Genomic DNA, 18,228 nt, shown 5'->3' with positions numbered 1-18,228 from the left:
TAAAAATCTTTAGTCCTGCTTCGGTGGGACTTTTTTGTATAAAAAACCTCTTCCATTTCTAGAAGAGGTTGAAGTTGGAAAATAAATCCATACTTACATGTTTCCATGCCACTAACTCTAGTATTAATAAAACAAATTTTGAACACTCAGTTTTATTAAGAGCTTGTCACGCTTAAGGCTAGTTACAATATTACAAATTTTATGATGTTACGAAATTTCTAAACCACCTACTTATCAACAAACTTGTAAACAATAAATATTAGATTTCTAAAAATTAAAAAGTTGACCATTTAATTACTAATTAGATTTGAGTGCAGTATATTTGTAATCTGTCAAGTATAAACATACTTACAGTTGTGGTTTGATTATAATTGAACACTCTAGTCTTATCACAATAAGGCTATATGCCGTAGATGAAAATCTTTAGTCCTGCTTCGGTGGGGCTTTTTTGTATAAAAAAAACATTTAATTATAATTAGATTTTTAAAGTTTGGGTAAGTTTAATTTTACCAGTTTCTTTGAATCCATTTTATCAATTATTCTCGATTATCTTCGTTATTGATACTTTTATGATGTAAAAGCTTTTCAACTTTTTGGAATGTTTCTTTATTCTTTAAATTATGTTTTTCTAAAAACTTATTTCAAAAGTATACAACCTCATATTCTTCAGTTTTATCTACTTTGTCTCTATCTAAAACACCAATATATTTTGGGTTATCTCCATCATCAACCGTTGGAGAGTAATCATTGAATAGTAAATCTTTACTTGTGAAATTTGCCATATTATTTAAGTTTAAAATTAATTAATGATAAAAAGGTGTGTTGACTACTGGTGAAAACATCCTTAAAAAGTTCTCAAAGACGGAAAGGAAGGTGAAAGTAAAAGCCAAGAGTATTATTCCTTTAATGATAAAATAATTATAATTATTTCTATCTATTTCTATACTATCAGTTCTTTTACCTAATAGTATTGCAGTTATGAATTGTGTGATAAAATAGGTTACTACAAACCACATAAAAGTAAACCCAGTGAATAGAGCAACTTTTTCAATAATTTCTGTTTTGGCTATTCCTAAAATGACTTCTATTGCACCAGAAACTGCTTTTAAAGCACTACTCAAAAGAAGAGCAAAACTTGCTATTGAAAAACCAATCCAAATAGCAAAGGCTGTTTTTAGTTTACCTTCTTCTTCATGATTTATTTTTTTTGAGATGAATTGATAGGCTAAGACAAATAATGCAATAGCGATTATTCCGACTATGGTTGTGATTATTAAATTTAATGTATTCATATTATTTTGATTTTATGGATATTCTCCAGTTATTTAAATTTGAAAGTTCTTGTGATAGTATTCCTGGTCTTATATTGGGTGCTGTTGTTTCCCAAACCACATATCTTTGACCGTTGTAATTTATTGCTGTACCATTAATTGGTAAATTAATACCTAAAATAGAATGACCATATTGTTCACTACAAAGCAAGGCTACGTCATAATCATAATGAGATAAAACCGTATAGAGTAATAACGTTCTTGTGTCACAATCACCTTTTAGATTTGTCAAAAACTCTATTGGTGTGTTTATCCCAAATTTTTGATTCCCTTCACAGCGAGCATTTGGATTTGATAAATAATTTCTAGTGAATTCATCGTTGTATAAACTAGCATTACAACCATCATCTAATATTAATGTATAAGGAATGTCTTGAACAAAAGAAACTACTACTTCTGCAAATTGAACTTTATCCAGTTTATTAGTAGTATTTATGCTATCAAGAAGTTTATATAATCCGTTTAATTTGTTTTTATCATATTCCTTTAAACGATAAATCATTTCGTCATAACTTCTTCTATCAGTTTGATATAATTTTAAGTTGTTTTTATATTGATGAGCATTATTAAAATCACTCAATTTTATTTGATAAAAACCCTCATATTTATTGCCTTCATAATCTTGCCATGAACGAAATCTTGAAATAATAGTATCATTAATTGCTGGAGTTATTGAATCGTTTTTATTGATTTTACTAGAATCAATTATTGGTTTGAAATCAGGTTTAGATTCTCTTGGATTATCAACTATTAAAGGTTTTGGGTTATAGGTATGATTTCTATTATTAAAAGAAAGAACAATTGAAAACACAAAAGCTAAAAGCAATAAAATACCAAATATTCTAAATACCCACTTAAAGAAATTTTCAAAAACTGAAATTAAAAGGATTATTGCAAAAACAGGTATAATATAAATAAGTCCTGGTAGAATATCAATTAAGAATATCAAACCGAACAATAAGCCAATTCCTCCAAATATAGATGACAGACAACCTCCTGAATAAGAATTGTTGGTTTTTAATCTACTATATTGCCAACTGCCCCAAGTTGTATTAACATAATCGGTTGTATAATATTGCTTTCTAAAATAATCTCCTTTTCGTTCAATTTTTCCAGTTTCGACATTAGAAGAAATTAACTTTTTGTCAACAAACTTTTCTTCTTTAATGTCTTCAATTATTTCGGAAACATAAATAATTTCTTCTTTAAATTCAGTTTTGTAGTCTAGAATATATCCAGTTATTTCAGCACTGAAAGTCCCAAATATTTCATTACCTTCAATTTGATGTAGCTTCCTTACGGATTCAAAATTAAAAAGTTTAGGCTCTAATACATTTAAACCATACCATTTATCATTTTGAAATAAAGATACTTGCAGAATTTCAGGCAATTTATCTTTAGGAAAAGGAACTCCTTTACTCTTAAACAGGATTTTTTCTCTAAACTCTTGACAATTAACTTCTGCTTCGTAAATCTCAAAACCATAGATTGTAGAGTTATGAAGTTCTTCGTCTAATTCTATTAATTCTCCTCTATATTTCCCGCTGATATTGCCTTTAATAAATGTTTTTCGTGGTATTTGTATTTCTTTTGTTTCTTTCCAATATTCTTTTCCGTTCTCATCAATAAATATTTCCTTTTCAATAGGTTGTTTTATTTTTGAAATATTATCTTTTTGAATTATATTTATAGAAGTATCTATTGGTTTTTCTCTTTTGAAAAAAAACCAATACAATAGAAATAAAGCTATTATGATTAATATATATATCAAACTTTTTCTGGATAAATAGTTTTTAAAAAGTCTTCCTCTTTAGCAAGGTTTTTATGATCGAATTTGTTAATAGTTCTAAATGGATTGTCTGCCCAATATTCATATTTTGAGACGACTTCTTCTTTGTATTCTTCTTTAATATGCTTTTCTATTATTTTAAAATTCTTTTTATTCACGATGCTTAGCTTTGATAATAAATCTTTTAATTCATCGAGTGATTTGTAATTGTATTTGACAATATTTCTCTGTAACAATTTTGAGTAATTCATTTTGAATTTTGAATATTCATCTAAAACAATTCTTTTTTCTAAATCAATTTTTTGGTCGTAAAAACCTGTTTTATCTCTTACTTTATATTTAACATAAATGGGTAATAAAAATAGTAGACAGACTACAATAGTAGTTATCCAAGAAAAAGGGTTTTCAAAAAGAATCAATTGAATTCTTTTAATATAAAAGTTAGATTGAGATAGTAAATAATCTAGCTTATTATAGATTTCAATTTTTTTATTAATAGCATCTTTTAGATTTTTTTTGTATTTAACAAATTCTTTGAGTAAGAATTGATTTGAAATTTGAACTTTTTCAACCTCAGTTAAAAAATTTTCATCACTTGAAATTTCTTCCTCTGTTAAAACAGATAATTCATTTAATAATCTATTTTTAGAAATGTCTTCTTTGTTATTTAACCATACTTTATTATCTAATTTTGTTAACTCTGAAAGCTTTTTTTTAGATTGATTTATAAATACTTTATCACTATTTATTTTAGCTTCAATTATTGATAAATTAGTTTGAATTTTATCTATTTCATAATTATTACAACTTAATTTAACTTGATTATTGAAATCTTGAAAAAGTGTAACTTCATTTTTTATTAATAGGCTATCAGCAATTGTTATCATCTTTATTTTTTCTTCTTGAATATGTTTCTTCAAACTAGTCCCAATTGAATTATTAAAAAATAAGACATTAAGTGGCTGTGCAATTATTATTGCTAAAAGCGACATAAATGATATTCTAAAAAACATTGAAGTTGTGAAGAACTCATTTTTTTTTTCATTTCTATTATTCTTTGTTGGTAATAATGCTGGAGAAACCGTATATAGCAAAAGTAAATACATGTTTGTAACCAACATTGCCCATGTAATTCCAATAGGAATACTTATAAAAGAATTACTTTGAAACAAAGAATGAAAAAACTCATATGCACTTATAAAACAACCAATAAAAACTGCTATTACAAATACTCCTATAGAAGCAAATATAATTTGAATTGATAGTGAACACTTTTTAATAATGAAATTATCCTCACCAGAAAATGTGCAGAGAAATAATCTAAAACTGTTTGCTGTTTTATTCATTTATGTTTTTAATATAATCTTCTAAATTATCATCTATTTTTTTCAACTCTCTTTCTTTATATTTACTGACAGCATAATTTGTAAGTTCTCTTTGAATTTCAGAAATCTTTATTTTTTCAAACATCAATTTGTCAGCTTCATGATTAATAATAAGATGTCTCTCAATACCTTGCTTGTCTTTATAGTAATCATATCTGACTTCAATACCATTTTCGGCTTTTATGAGCTCGTCTCTATTCTCGGCTAAATAATCATAAGTGGTTTTAGTAAGCATTAACTTGAAGAAAATTGGAGTTAACTCAATTGCCATAAATAATAGTGTGATAAAAAGGGATATCCAAAAACCAGAAACTTCATGAGCTATTTTTATTCGTTCAAGTAAACCATCAAGCCCATTTGCTATTTTTTCATTGTTGTTTCTTTCTTTTTCTTTGGCAGTTCGTAACTCTTCTTTTCTTTTGTTTAGTTCAGCTAAATTTTTACCGTTTTTAACATCAAACTCTTTGAGTTGATTAGTTAAATCATCAAGTTTAGCTTTTAAAGCACCTGCCAGTTTACCATCGCCAGGAACTGACCCTTCAACTCTTCCGTTTAATTGATCAATATACTCTTTTTCAGAATTTTTAATTCTTTCGTTTAAATCATTTCTTTCTTTAGCAATATTTCCAAACTCCTTTTCCAATAATTTTTCCCTATCACTATATGTTTTATCCACCTTAGCTTGGTAATCTGCTTGTTGTTCTAGTTGTTTTTCTCGAAGTTTAATGTCTATTTCGGTTTTAAACATTCTAATTTCTACTGGTTTTGAGATAGTCATAGCAATAATTATTCCCATTATAATTCTTGGAAATGCACTTTTTAATTCACCAATAGTTATTGCTTCTGTACCATCTCCTTTTCCAGTACTTGTAACAATGAATCTATCAATATTGAAAATCATTAAGCCCCAGATAACTCCAAAAAACAAAGCTAAGATTACAGTTTGTGCATCAATCGGGTTTTCTATAGCTGATCCTCTAGGTTCAAAAATGGTATAAAAAGCATATCCTCCAGCCAAACCAGCCATTGCGCCTGTCGCAAATACAATTCCGCCCAAACACATATACTTTATTTGATCGGAATAAGTAGACCGCTCTAGAAGGTATCTGTCTCCTCCAGCACATTTCCAAAGAAATCGCATAATTAAAGTTGATTTTGGTAATTCATAATAATCTCGTGTCATATAAATTCGTTTTGGTTAAAAGAATTGGTTTTTGTAATTATTTGTTTGTTTGCTATTCCGGTTTTTGGTGATTTTACAATAGACTTATCCATTTCTAAATAGAAGAATGGGTGTGACAACTTAGGAATATTTTGCTCTTCGAATTTTATAATAAAATTGGATAATGAGGTTTTGAATTTTTCAGACTCTAATTTGTGTTTGGGCTCAAATTTTAGTACATATATTTTCTTTCGAAAGAAACCATAAACAGTTAATTGAAATTCGCTATCAAAGTTTTTTAGATTGAAAATCTTGATTTGTTTCTCAAATGTTTTATGATTTCCAAATTTGTAATAAATTGCATTTCTAAATCGGTAATTAATTATAATAAAACTATTATCAAAAAGATATTCTGTATTATATTCAAAAAGCAACAGCTCGATTCCTTTCCTTTTTCTAAAAAAGATTGAAAAGAATCGAGCAATTACAACTTTTAAAAAGTGTAATTTTTCAAGTATAATTAATAAATAATTTGATATCATTTAATTGATTTATACTTATTTTATAATTCCTTTTGCTTTTAAATATTCCTCTATTTTTTTAACACTTGTACTATTGGTTGCATTTATTGCCCCTAATAATTGTTGAGTAGAAATGTTCCATTTATTTTTAAAATAATCTACTTCATATTGTTCATTTTTGTTTATACGAGATTTATCTCTGTAGTCTTTTTTGTTTTTATCATCCGACATAATTTATATATTTAAGTTAATAATTACTCTTTTTCATACAGCTCAACCGTTTCCAACAACTCATTCTCAAACAAATAAATATCATCAATGGTTTCTATGGGCTGGCGTGTTTCGTTTTTATCGTTGTTAAATAGTCCAATGTATTTTTTACCTCCATTAAGATGCAAACGACATAAAGGTTTTCGGTTGTTGTCGTCTAAAAGAATTCCAAAATAAGATTGAGTATCTCTGTATACAATTCGATTAGTTGTTAGTTTTCGTCTTAAAATAGCGACAACAATTCTGTAGGCTTCTAGTTCTTCATCACTTGTTACAACTTTGCTTTGCTCAATTTCCTCGATTTGGTCTTTTTCTTGAATGATAACTTCTTTATTAAGTGCAAAATGCAATCGCTCATTGATTTTTTCACCAATAAGCTGACCAAATGCTTTTTGAACTAATTCTGTGAATTCGTCCATTACTTTTTCAGTTAATCTTCCATTATAGATTTTTGAGGCGAAAAGCCTAACAAATTCATTGGATGGGTTCTGAATTTCAACATCGATTTGTTTTCTGATTTCTTTAATAAATTTTAAAGAACTTGCATTGTCTAAAATCTTATTGACATCAAAATTTGATTTGTGAAATTTAGCAATCTCGCTTACCGCACTATCTTTTAAATTAGTAATGTCAAATTCAAAAAATGGTTTTTCATCCATTTTGTTTTTCTCGTCTAAATCAGTGAAAAACTGGTATTGGATACCATTAGTCAACATTGCAAAACGAGTTTTTGACACATGAAAATAACGAAACAACTGAGAACCATGTACTGAAAGTTTTTCTTTCCAATTCTTACATTCAATAATTAGAATTGGCTCTTCGTTTTGAATGATAGCATAATCAACTTTTTCTCCTTTTTTCAAACCTAAATCAGCCGTAAACTCTGGCACAACTTCTGTTGGATTAAAAGTGTCAAACCCCAAAATATTAATAAACGGCAATACAAAAGCATGTTTTGTTGATTCCTCTGTTTCAATTTTATCCTTTAACTGATTGATTTTATCAGCTAAAGATTTCAATTGTGTTTGTAGTTCCATGATTTAAAATGAATTATTGACTTGAACTTCATATTTTTCACAATTTTGAATATCCAATCCTATTACATCAATAGTTTTTTCCGCTCCTCCAGCAAAATTTGCTGCATTACCTAAACCTGTGCCGACAATATTTCCGTCTTTATCATAAAATGTTGCTTTAATATCTACATAATTAATTAACTTGTCGGTATTGTTCTTAACTCTACAATGTATTGTGTATGAATCCATACTTTCTTCAAAAGTTGCATCATGTTTTAATATCTCTATATCTGGAGTGTTCTCAGAACTTGTTCCAGATTCTGACAAATTTGAAGTTTTCTCAGTCTCTTTTTTATCATCATCACTACCAAATGCCATGAAAAGAAAACTTGTTAAGACAAATGCCGATAATAAATGTTGTACTCTTTTTTTCATAATTGTTAAAATTTAAGTGTTATTGATTTTTTGTTGATTATAAATGGTAGCATAAATCCGAATAAGTACATAGCTATATCAATCCAGTCAAAAGTTCCTGGTATAATTGAAATACTTTGTCCTATCTCTGATAATAAAGCAATTATGGGTAAGCCAATCAACCAAAATAGGTTGCTTGAATTGATTTCATTTTTCCATGTAATAAGTATTAAGCTTATAAATGAAAACAGCCATAGACCGTCTGGTAATGAAAATTTAACCCAGTCAGGAATTAAAAAATCATAATTCAAGGTGTAATTTCTTATTGCTATAATTACTTTAGATAAGCTAATTGAATTGAACCATGAAAACATTCTTAACGATTCTATTCTAAAGCATATATAAATTAATCCTCCTACTAATAGTGGAGAAATGGAATATAAATATTGATTTATGCTTTTCATGGTTTTAAATATTTTTCCAAACTTAAAACCAATAAAAAAGTATTCCTTACGGGAATCCGTAAAGTGATTGTTTTTTTAATTTGATAGTGAAAAAATTAGATGATGCCTAAATCTTTGGCAATAGCAATTAGGTGAATGTTGTTGCTTGCTTTGAAGTAATCTTTGAGTTTAGCCACACGCTTTTCAATAGTACTTTTGCTATTTGGGATGACATTTAATTTTTTAAATAACGATTCCATATCTTCAATTGCAACACCGTTGGCAAGATGAGTTAGTAAAGTGATGTCGTAATTGTCAATTTCTTTGCCTGTTTTATCCTGTAAAGTATGTGCTAATTCGGGTGAAATAAATGTTTTTCCATAAAGTAACGTTTCAATAGCCGTTTTGAGTTGGCTAATGCTATTTCTTCCTTTGTGTACAAATGCGTTTATCTTTTGTTTTTCAAAAAGTGTTTTTATAGTGTAAGCTTTATCTTCAACCGAGTAAACAATTACATTGAGTTCAGGTTGCAAGTTTCTAATAACTTCAATGAGTTTTTCTCCCGAAGGAATTTCTACTTTTCTATAATCTGCAACAAAAGATAAATCACAGATCAGCAAATCGAAAGGTTCGTTATCTTGTTTAGCTCTTTTAAATTTTAATAACGCATCATCGCAATATTTAGCGTATTGAATTTCTTCAATCCCAAGCGATTCGAGGGTTTGTTTTACAGCTATATTAATACTGTCGAAATCTTCTGCTATTAAAACTTTTTTAAACATATGCTATTATTTTGGAATCTCAATTTTTACTTTAAACCCTTTGTCAGGTGCAGTGTCAAAATTAATAGTTCCGTTTACAGAAAGAATGCGGTTTTCCGCATTTTGAAGCCCGTTTTTTAAATTTAATAAGTTATCTGTTCCAATCCCGTTGTCAGAATAGTTGATTTGCAAAAATTTCTTATTGGATTTAATAGAAATACTAGCTAACGAACATTGGCTGTGTTTTTTCATGTTGACCATTAATTCTTGAAGAACTCGATGGACAACAACCTTAACTTCTTTTGAAGTTTTTAAATGATTAAATGCATCCACATTTACAATTACATTTCGATCTGAGGAATTATAAGTGGCAAGCATAGCTTTCAATTTTTCAAGATATAATTCACCAGTATCAATGTCTTTATTTTCGTTTGATATATTTCTGGTTCGGTTGTAAATAGTTTCTAAGTTTTCTAATAAAGTATCTTTATTCAAACGATTCTCTAAATTTTGTGTTTCGGCAAAAGCTATAGTATTATGAACATCGTTTGCTAATTCGTCATGTAATTTTTTAGCAATTCGAGTTTCTGTTTGATATGCGGTTTCTTTTATTTTCTTGCGGTTTTTTCTAATAGTAAATCTATATATTAGAAAAAATACTAAAATTGTAAATAACAATAAAACAATGTAAACATACATTTTAGCTTTATACTCATTTCTTTTTTTAATTTCTTTTTCAGTATCAAATCTAATTTTTGCGAACTGATTTTTAGCTTTTTGTCTGCTCTTATTTAAACTATCATTAATTCTGAAAAAATCCATATAATGCTTATCTTTTAAATGTAGACTTTCAGCATTTTTATATAACAAATCTAATGCTTCTAGTCTATCGTCTGGAATTGATGCTCTTGTAGCTGATACATACGCTTTTTGCGCCCACTTATATGCTTCCTTTGGATTTGAATTTTCATAAAAAATAGCTAAACGCATATATGACGAAACAATTTGGAAATCATCATAATGTTTTTCTCTAATTTTTAATGCTCTTGTCAAATATTCTAATGCTTTTTCATTTTTAATTTTATGCAGATAATATCCTTTATTATGAAGTACTCTTGCATAATCTAAAGGATTTTCTAATAAAATTTTATTGTTTTCAATCTGTGATAAAACATCTATTGCCTCTTTGTATTTTTCCATTTTTGAATACACATAAGCGATATTATTTTTTGTTATACATTTAGTTAATCCATCTGGATTAATGCTAATGACTTGATCATAAACTTTTAAAGCTTCTTCATAATTAGAAAGTTGCGTGTAGTTTTGCCCTAGTACATTTAAAGCATTTGTTTGGTAAGAAATATCTGTGTCTTCATTAAATAAAGCAATAGCTTTTGTTACAGTTATTTCACTGTTAATATAATCTGATTCTGAATTTTCAATGTTTGCCATTTGAAGAAGACAATATGATGCTCTTTTTTTATTTTCATTCTCAAGATTAAAATTAAAAGATTTATTATAATATGCATATGCATGATTATGTTTTTTAGCATAATAGAGCGACTCCGCAATCTTTAAATTAATGTCTAACGGCAAAGCATTGGTTTCTTTTTTTTTACAAGAAACAAATGATAATAAAAATAAATAAAATAAAAATTTCGGGAAATTCATTTTAAAAAAATATTTCCCGAAATTAATTAAATAAAATTAAAAATTGATAAAACTATGGTTTTATAGGATTATTACCTGTTTCCCCTCCCGTATCTCCATCGCCTAAAGTATCCAACTCTTTCTGCATTGAAGTATAATCAAACTCTTGTACTTCTGAATTTGCTTTTGAACTTGGAAACACATCATTGTCTGTTGTACATGAAGTTGTAAAACCACCAATAGCTATAACTGCTATAAATAAATATTTTTTCATTTTTTTAAAATTTAAAAATTGGACATAAGTTTGGCTGTTCGGAACTATTCCGAAATCAGTCTTTTGGATTGTTGAACCCAACTCTTTTTGGGCGCTCTTTTGTTTTGGGAAGTGGAAGTGTGCTACAACAGAACTTTCATTTTATACTTCCCGAATAAAAATTCGGTTCTGTATAGCGACACTTTTTTAAAATCAGTTTTGTACATTTGTTTCAATAGCTAGTTAAAACGATAACTGATTCTGAAGCAAAGGAATTACGTTTTTGTGTGAGTGTTTATAAGGAATTCCTGAAATTCCTATAATTCCAAAAAATTCCTAATTGTTCCTATATGACAACAAAAACCGAAAGTTTAGAAGCCTATAAAAAAGCCATTAAAGCTCATTATGAATTTGAAAAACAAGGAAAATATTCTAGTTTTTTAATAAATCCATCAAGAGCTAAATTGAGACAATTGTGTGAAGAAAGATTAAAAGAGTCAAATGATAAGGAAGATAAATTAAGTTTTAATTTAGTCTTTGGTTTTGAGTACGAAGCAGCTAATCGAAATAAACTAAAGTCTCTAACTGATAAGTTTAGACCTATTGAAACTTTCCTTAAAGGAGAAACAGATTTGTCAGATATTGAAGCCATAAATATTACGGCACTTTTAGTCGATTTTAAACCAAGACCTTTTCGTGTTTTTAATACAAAATCTTATGGATTTCAACCTATAAATGAAGAATTTAAAATAGAAAAATTGGCAATAAATGAAGAAGAAACTAATAAACCAAGTATAAAGATTCAAACATCAGGACCAAATAAAAATTTAAAAAATAAAATTGCAATTGGATTTTTAGGATTAATTGGATTGACTTCAATTGGATATACTACAAAAAACATGATAGCTCCAGATCCGCAATGTATGCAGTGGCAAAAAAATCATTATGAAGTTGTTGATTGTACAAATGAAAACCAACAAGGGTTATTGAAACAATACGATATAATTCCATTTGATGAAAACCAAAGTAAATTAATTAAAATAGAAGTTTCAGATACCACTACATTTTTTAAAAATGGAAATTCTTTATGTTGGTATTGTAAAGTAAACGGAAAGCCTGAATTCTTTAATACTCATGGAGTTCATCCAGAAACAGGGAAAGCATTAAAACCTGTAACAGAATATATAATTAATAAGTATATAAAAAATAATTGATTTTAATGAAAAAATAGTAATATTGTTAAATAAATCCCTACCAAAATATTAATCTAAACCTAATAGTTTAAACTTGAATATTCTAATCGCCGACGATCATCAATTAACAGTAGAAGGATATAAAATAATTTTATCATTTTCCGAGCAATTTGAAGATAAAATCAACTTCATTGAAGCAAAATCTTGCAAAGAAGCTTTTTTTAAAATCAATGAAAATGCATCAAATAAAATATTTTTCGATTTCGCTATTATTGATTATTCAATGCCTACTTTTCCTGAAGAGAACATATATAACGGAGCAGATATTTGTCTACTGATTCAAAAAAAAATGCCAAAATGCAAAACTTTGATATTGACCGCTTCAATGGAAAATATTGCTCTCTTTGAAATGGTACATAATATTAATCCCGATGGTGTAGCTACTAAATCTGATGTAAATGGAGATATTTTTTTAGAAATTATAAAATTACTTTTTTCAGGAAAAAAATATCGAAGTAATTATGTTCAAGAAAGAATTGAAGAGGTGTGGCAAACTCGGGCATTTGTTAATGAACTAAATAGAAAGATACTTTACTTTCTCTCCAAAGGATATAAACTAAAAGAGATTTCTTCTGAATTATCTATTTCTGAAATTGCCGTTAAAAAAAGAATATCTAAAATAAAACAATCACTAAATCTTAATGAGAGTGATAACCTTCTCAAAGTAGCTAAAACCCGTGGTTACATATAAATATTAACATAATGTATACTAAAAGTATAACCTCTGTTAAATATTAAAATTTGTTTTGCAATTTGTTTGATTTATTAGACTTTTACTCATAAATATTTAAAAGCGAATACATTGAAAACATAAAATAACTCAAAATCAACTATCATTTTTTTGATTTTATTTTTGATTTGATAGCTGAATACAAATTCCCCTTTTTATTAAAAAAAAATTAAACAAAACCTTTCTTTGCTTGGGTTTTGCTTATTTGTTATTATCTGTTTTTGATAATATTTTATAGAATTAAATTATTGAAAAAATGACTAAAAAAACCTTTCTAATTTCTAAGGTAAAGATGCTCTCTTTGGTGTTTTTACCATCTCTTTTATTTTCCCAAGACATCCTTTGGGAACGCTCTTACGGAGGTAAACACGCAGAATTTTTATACGATGCTATTCCAACTCCCGACTATGGTTTTTTGTTGGCAGGAAGTTCTATTTCCAATAAAAACGGTAATAAATCTGAAGCCAATAAAGGTGATTTAGATTATTGGGTTTGGAAAATGGATGAAAAAGGAACTGCTGAGTGGCAAAAAAGCTTCGGAGGTAACGGAGTTGATTTGTTGCAAAGTGTTAGAATAACTACTGATGGTGGTTTCATTTTGGCAGGCACCTCTTCATCTAATCTATCAGCAGATAAAAAAGAAGCTTGTAAAGGACAAGAAGATTTTTGGATTATCAAATTAGATGCTAAAGGTGGCGAAATTTGGCAACGTACCATTGGTGGTAGTGGTCAAGAAAAATTGTTGAGTATTGCTCAAACCAAAGATGGTGGGTATATTTTAGGAGGAACTTCTAGTTCTAATACATCTGAACCTGATGAAAAAGGAATTGTAGATAAATATGGAAAATCAGAAGACAGCAGAGGTAGTTTAGATTATTGGGTAGTAAAATTAGATCCTAAAGGAGAAATAGAATGGCAAAAAACGCTAGGCGGAAAATATGTTGATGAATTAAAAAGTATTGAGCAAACCCTTGACGAAGGTTATATTCTAGGAGGCTACTCAAATTCTCCTGAATCAGGAGATAAAGCACAAGGAAATTATGGCTTGGGCGATTACTGGATTGTAAAACTAGACAAGGAAGGTAATCAGCTTTGGCAACAAACATTAGGCGGTGATAAAGACGATAATTTATTTACCCTTTCACAAACCAAAGATGGTGGTTTTATTCTTGGAGGCAATTCTAATTCTGGAGCAACTAACTCCAAATCGAAAACCAATAAAAACGGAACTGATTTTTGGGTTTTGAAATTAGATAAAATTGGTACCATCGAATGGCAAGAAACCTATAATTATGGAAAACTAGACGTACTTACCTCGATTGTAGAAAACCAAGACGATACTTACTTAATCGGTGGTTATGCACAATCTGAGGCGAAAAATAAAGGGCAAACGGTAAAAGGTATTGGAAGTAAAATTACTAAAGAAGGAAAAGATAAAGAAGGTATCAACGATTACATTGCTTTAAAAATCAAAGCAACTGGAGAGGAAATTTGGACGCAAACCGTAGGTAGTAAAGGAGATGAAGTACTTAAACGACTATTTGAAACTAGAGATGGTGGCTATATTTTAGCAGGTACATCAAAAGGACAAATATCTAGAGATAAAAACTCAAACATAGGAGGAAGCGATTTTTGGATTGTGAAACTAAAAGACAAGGATAAAAAAGAAAAAGACAAACAAAACATTGAAGCTATTCCTAATCCTGCCCTAACTTATACAAACGCAATTGTAGGCTATGATTATAAAAATGGAACAGCTACCCTATTTGATTTAAGCGGAAGAATGATAAGCACAGTTAAAATTAACGGAGAACGCACCATACCAATAGATTTAACTAGTTTACCGCAAGGTATTTACTTAATTGAAGTAAAAACCGATGTGAGTACAGATGGTGTCAAAGTAATTAAAAAGTAATTTTTTTAAAACCGAATAAACATTTTAAACATGAAATTTTATAAAACATTATTTTACTTAACTCAGATAGTCCTAATTAATCTTTTTACAAATGGATATTCACAATCTGATAATAAAGTAATACCGCCTACCCCTGAAGCCGCTAGCCTAGGAGAATTTGGATCAATTCCAATGGGCTCATATACTGGTTCGGCAAGTTATAGTATTCCTTTATATGTAGTTAAAGGAAAATTTCTAGAAGTCCCTGTTAGCTTAAATTATAATAGTAACGGAATAATGGTTGAAGAAATAGCCCCTTGGACTGGCTATGGCTGGACATTAAATGCTGGAGGAATTATAAACCGAACAGTGCTTGACCTACCTGATGAATCAAGAAATTTTGAGTCATTACCATTTATCCAATTAAATCAACTAAATCAAGAAAACTGCGAAAAAATTGAAAACTCGTATTATGACTTACAATATGATGAATTTACTTTTAATTTTATGGGGAATTCTGGAAAGTTTATAATTGTCAATCAAGAAGTAAAAATTATTGAAGCTTTAGATGATTATAAAATTGAACTTATAACAGGTGGGACTACTTCTTCAACAATCAATGAATTTGTTATAACTGATAAAAATGGAATTAAATATTATTTTGGCAAATCATATGGAAATTATGAAAACCCTAGAGAAACAGCAATTATAAATGATACTCCATCCCCTATTACTTCATGGCATTTAACAAGAATTCAACACTGGAGTGGGGAGATTGTCAATTTTGAATATGTTAAAGAATCTCAAGCAGAATATTTTAAAAATTTTGGAGAAACTGCTACAACTGTTGCTGATGGAGAAGTTCTATGTTTTACTTGTCCATCACCATTAAATCATCCCACTGTATATCAAAATTATCATACTAAATACCGCCCAATCGTCTTCCATTTATCAAAAATTAGCGCAACTAATTCATACAATTATGATTTTGTAGAGATAAATAGAAGTACAAAAACAATTACATGTAGAGATAAAAAAATTAGTTTAAACACCACTGGTAGTGGTGATAGATATTTTTTAATTGAACTCTTATTTAAATCTAATACGGACTCATTATTTAATAAATATGAGTTTGAGTATGATCATATGAATGAGTACATAAGTATTCCAAGAAACACAAAAAGTAAAGATTGGTGGGGATATTATAATGGACAAGATAATTCTGCATATAACAAAGGGTATTTAAGAGGCGATCACAATCCCCATCCTGAGTATGCTGTTTTTGGTATGTTGAAAAAAATTATTTATCCAACCGAGGGAAATACTATGATTGATTATGAAGGTCATAGCAAACAATTTCCTTCCTCTCCTTTAACAACATGTAGTAATTACAGTGAATACCAAATTGATCTTTGCCAAGGAGAAGATTCTCCTCCTTCATCAAATTCTTTAGGTGGTATTTGTGACCCTGTTTCATTTTATGTAGGACCTAACGATAAACAAGTAACTTTTACACTATATGGCCACTATTTTCCAGATGAAAATCCTGCGATAAATGGTGTAAATGTTGGCTATGCATATTTTACACTATATGGTCCAAACAATTCAGTTATAAATGATTTAGATCATTATTTCTTATCAGGTAATCAAGAGGTTACAATTATATTAACCTTACCACCTGGAACATATACCCTTGGATTATCTGTAAGAAGTTCTATTTACTTTGCTCGATTTAAAGCAAAATTTTGCAATGATATTGCAACTACAGAAACAGTTTATTTTGGAGGGGTAAGAGTTAAAGAAACTAGATCTTATGGTTTAGATGCTCCACATAATGAAATTAGAACTAGGTATAATTATAATAATTCTGGAGATTTCTTAGCGCCAAATCAGGAAACAATAATTTATAATACCACATTCTGTGATGGTGGTGGTGGAGGTTATAATTACTATACTCATTGTGATAAAAAACAAAAAAACAGCAATGGCTATTTTAATTCTACAAGAACCTTAGAAGGAACAGCTTTTTATTTTAACGTTAGCGAATCTAGAATTAATAAAGATGGTCAAAAAATTGATGAAATATCCCATTTTTACAATAGTGCACCTATTAAAACATCTTCTCAACAATTTATAACGTGCTCACGTATTCCAAATTTTAACCCTATCCGATATTATGGTAGCGCTCATGAGTATAAAACAGAATACTATAAATATGTAGGTTATAATAAGCAATTAATCAAAACAGAAACTCTAAATTTTGAAAAGAAATTTGATTTAAACGGAGGTAATCATTACTCTTATTTAAGAGAGACAATGATTTCTATTCCAGAATATGTTTTTACTTCACCCCCAGCAAATGGACAAATGTATTATCCATATGATAAACTTTTTCAAATCGGACTAAAAATGAATCTTTCAAGATATGAGATTTATTGTTTTTGGAGACAATTAAAAAGTAAAAAAATTGAAAATTTCTTCTACGACGAATTTAATAATGTCAGCTCAGTAGCAGAAAACACCGAGTATTATTACACTAACGAGTTAACAAATATTAATTCTCAATATCCAATACACCATCAAGTTACAAAAGAAGCAAACTATACATATTCCAATAAAAGAATTGCTACAAGTTATAAATATCCTGATGATTTTAATGCAAACACATATGGAGGAACTTTAGAACCTTATCAACAACAAGCATTAAATTATTTGAAAAAGAATGTGCAACACCGCATAGGGAACCCTATTCAAATTGAAACACAATTAGAAGAAGGTGCTTTTAATGGTATAAATAGTGAGTTTGTAGTGTCAAATTCAGAAAGAATTAGTACACAAAGAACTACCTATAAAGACTGGGGAAATTCAATTATTTTACCAGAATATACGAAACTTTGTAAAGGTGAAATAACAGCTACAAATCCACTTGAAACTAGGGCTAATTTTACAAAGTATAATTTATCTGCAGGTAAACTACTAGAATCAAAAAATGAAGAGGATATTTATACGTCATACATTTATGATCACAATAAAAAATATATTATAGCAATTATTGAAAATGCCACATATTCAGAAATCTCAAATGTTTTAGGAATCTCTACTTCAGATTTAGAGAATATTGCACCTATTGGAGAAGACTCAATCCCTTCAATTGAGGGATTGAGAACAAATCTTCCTAATGCTATGGTAACGACTTATACTTATAATGATGATAAAATTAGTTCGATGACCGACCCTAAAGGTTATCGTACAACTTTTCATTATAATATTTTTAATCAATTGCTATATGTAAAAGACCATGATGGCAATATCATTAAAGAATACCAATACAATTTAAAATCTCAAAACTAAAACAA

17 protein-coding genes are annotated in these 18,228 nt (G+C 28.6%); 4 read left to right on the top strand and 13 right to left on the bottom strand.

Going from position 1 to position 18,228, the window contains the following annotated elements; genetic code table 11:
• Positions 1-641: 641 nt before the first annotated feature.
• From VK164_RS03880 to VK164_RS03820, 13 genes are all read right to left on the bottom strand, one after another.
• Entirely contained in the window at positions 642-782 is a 141-nt protein-coding gene (locus VK164_RS03880) for a hypothetical protein (protein ID WP_324208094.1), read from the bottom strand.
• Positions 783-803: 21 nt separating this feature from the next.
• Positions 804-1,292, bottom strand: a complete 489-nt coding sequence (locus VK164_RS03875) for a hypothetical protein (protein WP_324208093.1) — start codon at positions 1,290-1,292, stop codon at positions 804-806.
• 1 nt (position 1,293) lies between these two features.
• A complete protein-coding gene (locus VK164_RS03870) occupies positions 1,294-3,102 on the bottom strand; it encodes a hypothetical protein (protein ID WP_324208092.1) in 1,809 nt (602 codons plus the stop codon).
• The gene (locus tag VK164_RS03865; RefSeq protein WP_324208091.1) at positions 3,099-4,466 is read right to left on the bottom strand and encodes a DUF4407 domain-containing protein; all 1,368 of its coding nucleotides are present in this window, start codon (positions 4,464-4,466) and stop codon (positions 3,099-3,101) included. Before VK164_RS03865 ends, VK164_RS03870 begins: the two co-directional genes overlap by 4 nt.
• On the bottom strand, positions 4,459-5,688 hold the full coding sequence (locus VK164_RS03860) for a DUF4407 domain-containing protein (RefSeq protein ID WP_324208090.1): 1,230 nt from the start codon (positions 5,686-5,688) through the stop codon (positions 4,459-4,461). Before VK164_RS03860 ends, VK164_RS03865 begins: the two co-directional genes overlap by 8 nt.
• On the bottom strand, positions 5,685-6,209 hold the full coding sequence (locus VK164_RS03855) for a hypothetical protein (protein WP_324208089.1): 525 nt from the start codon (positions 6,207-6,209) through the stop codon (positions 5,685-5,687). Before VK164_RS03855 ends, VK164_RS03860 begins: the two co-directional genes overlap by 4 nt.
• A gap of 15 nt (positions 6,210-6,224) precedes the next feature.
• Entirely contained in the window at positions 6,225-6,419 is a 195-nt protein-coding gene (locus tag VK164_RS03850) for a DUF3606 domain-containing protein (RefSeq protein ID WP_324208088.1), read from the bottom strand.
• A 23-nt stretch (positions 6,420-6,442) separates the two neighbouring features.
• Positions 6,443-7,495 (bottom strand): type I restriction endonuclease, encoded by a 1,053-nt coding sequence (locus VK164_RS03845; protein ID WP_324208087.1) that lies wholly within the window; start codon positions 7,493-7,495, stop codon positions 6,443-6,445.
• A gap of 3 nt (positions 7,496-7,498) precedes the next feature.
• The gene (locus VK164_RS03840) at positions 7,499-7,909 is read right to left on the bottom strand and encodes an FxLYD domain-containing protein (protein ID WP_324208086.1); all 411 of its coding nucleotides are present in this window, start codon (positions 7,907-7,909) and stop codon (positions 7,499-7,501) included.
• Positions 7,910-7,914: 5 nt separating this feature from the next.
• Entirely contained in the window at positions 7,915-8,352 is a 438-nt protein-coding gene (locus tag VK164_RS03835) for a hypothetical protein (RefSeq protein ID WP_324208085.1), read from the bottom strand.
• A gap of 95 nt (positions 8,353-8,447) precedes the next feature.
• Complete coding sequence (locus VK164_RS03830; protein ID WP_324208084.1) at positions 8,448-9,113, bottom strand: response regulator; 666 nt, start codon at positions 9,111-9,113, stop codon at positions 8,448-8,450.
• Positions 9,114-9,119: 6 nt separating this feature from the next.
• Positions 9,120-10,763 carry a tetratricopeptide repeat-containing sensor histidine kinase gene (locus tag VK164_RS03825; RefSeq protein ID WP_324208083.1) on the bottom strand — a complete coding sequence of 548 codons (1,644 nt, stop codon included), beginning with the start codon at positions 10,761-10,763 and terminating at the stop codon, positions 9,120-9,122.
• Between the two features lie 52 nt (positions 10,764-10,815).
• Positions 10,816-11,016 (bottom strand): hypothetical protein, encoded by a 201-nt coding sequence (locus VK164_RS03820; RefSeq protein ID WP_324208082.1) that lies wholly within the window; start codon positions 11,014-11,016, stop codon positions 10,816-10,818.
• Between the two features lie 329 nt (positions 11,017-11,345).
• Here VK164_RS03820 and VK164_RS03815 point away from each other — a divergent pair, with 329 nt between their 5' ends.
• The 4 genes from VK164_RS03815 to VK164_RS03800 all read left to right on the top strand — a co-directional run bounded on the left by VK164_RS03815 (position 11,346) and on the right by VK164_RS03800 (position 18,223).
• Positions 11,346-12,209 carry a hypothetical protein gene (locus VK164_RS03815; protein WP_324208081.1) on the top strand — a complete coding sequence of 288 codons (864 nt, stop codon included), beginning with the start codon at positions 11,346-11,348 and terminating at the stop codon, positions 12,207-12,209.
• A gap of 73 nt (positions 12,210-12,282) precedes the next feature.
• Complete coding sequence (locus VK164_RS03810) at positions 12,283-12,939, top strand: response regulator transcription factor (RefSeq protein WP_324208080.1); 657 nt, start codon at positions 12,283-12,285, stop codon at positions 12,937-12,939.
• A gap of 295 nt (positions 12,940-13,234) precedes the next feature.
• Entirely contained in the window at positions 13,235-14,893 is a 1,659-nt protein-coding gene (locus VK164_RS03805; RefSeq protein ID WP_324208079.1) for a T9SS type A sorting domain-containing protein, read from the top strand.
• Positions 14,894-14,923: 30 nt separating this feature from the next.
• Positions 14,924-18,223 carry a hypothetical protein gene (locus VK164_RS03800; protein ID WP_324208078.1) on the top strand — a complete coding sequence of 1,100 codons (3,300 nt, stop codon included), beginning with the start codon at positions 14,924-14,926 and terminating at the stop codon, positions 18,221-18,223.
• The last annotated feature ends 5 nt before the right edge of the window (positions 18,224-18,228 follow it).

Origin of the sequence: Flavobacterium sp. (genome assembly GCF_035299005.1) — a bacterium.
Lineage (GTDB): Bacteria > Bacteroidota > Bacteroidia > Flavobacteriales > Flavobacteriaceae > Flavobacterium.
Note: the sequence above shows the minus strand (reverse complement) of the source record. Positions and strands in the feature narration are given on the sequence as shown.

Coding starts and splice junctions, on each gene's coding strand:
- VK164_RS03850 (WP_324208088.1), bottom strand. CDS start 6,419: ATGTCGGATGATAAAAACAAAAAAGACTACAGAGATAAATCTCGTATA.
- VK164_RS03820 (WP_324208082.1), bottom strand. CDS start 11,016: ATGAAAAAATATTTATTTATAGCAGTTATAGCTATTGGTGGTTTTACA.
- VK164_RS03840 (WP_324208086.1), bottom strand. CDS start 7,909: ATGAAAAAAAGAGTACAACATTTATTATCGGCATTTGTCTTAACAAGT.
- VK164_RS03805 (WP_324208079.1), top strand. CDS start 13,235: ATGACTAAAAAAACCTTTCTAATTTCTAAGGTAAAGATGCTCTCTTTG.
- VK164_RS03880 (WP_324208094.1), bottom strand. CDS start 782: ATGGCAAATTTCACAAGTAAAGATTTACTATTCAATGATTACTCTCCA.
- VK164_RS03860 (WP_324208090.1), bottom strand. CDS start 5,688: ATGACACGAGATTATTATGAATTACCAAAATCAACTTTAATTATGCGA.
- VK164_RS03815 (WP_324208081.1), top strand. CDS start 11,346: ATGACAACAAAAACCGAAAGTTTAGAAGCCTATAAAAAAGCCATTAAA.
- VK164_RS03875 (WP_324208093.1), bottom strand. CDS start 1,292: ATGAATACATTAAATTTAATAATCACAACCATAGTCGGAATAATCGCT.
- VK164_RS03830 (WP_324208084.1), bottom strand. CDS start 9,113: ATGTTTAAAAAAGTTTTAATAGCAGAAGATTTCGACAGTATTAATATA.
- VK164_RS03845 (WP_324208087.1), bottom strand. CDS start 7,495: ATGGAACTACAAACACAATTGAAATCTTTAGCTGATAAAATCAATCAG.
- VK164_RS03800 (WP_324208078.1), top strand. CDS start 14,924: ATGAAATTTTATAAAACATTATTTTACTTAACTCAGATAGTCCTAATT.
- VK164_RS03835 (WP_324208085.1), bottom strand. CDS start 8,352: ATGAAAAGCATAAATCAATATTTATATTCCATTTCTCCACTATTAGTA.
- VK164_RS03825 (WP_324208083.1), bottom strand. CDS start 10,763: ATGAATTTCCCGAAATTTTTATTTTATTTATTTTTATTATCATTTGTT.
- VK164_RS03855 (WP_324208089.1), bottom strand. CDS start 6,209: ATGATATCAAATTATTTATTAATTATACTTGAAAAATTACACTTTTTA.
- VK164_RS03865 (WP_324208091.1), bottom strand. CDS start 4,466: ATGAATAAAACAGCAAACAGTTTTAGATTATTTCTCTGCACATTTTCT.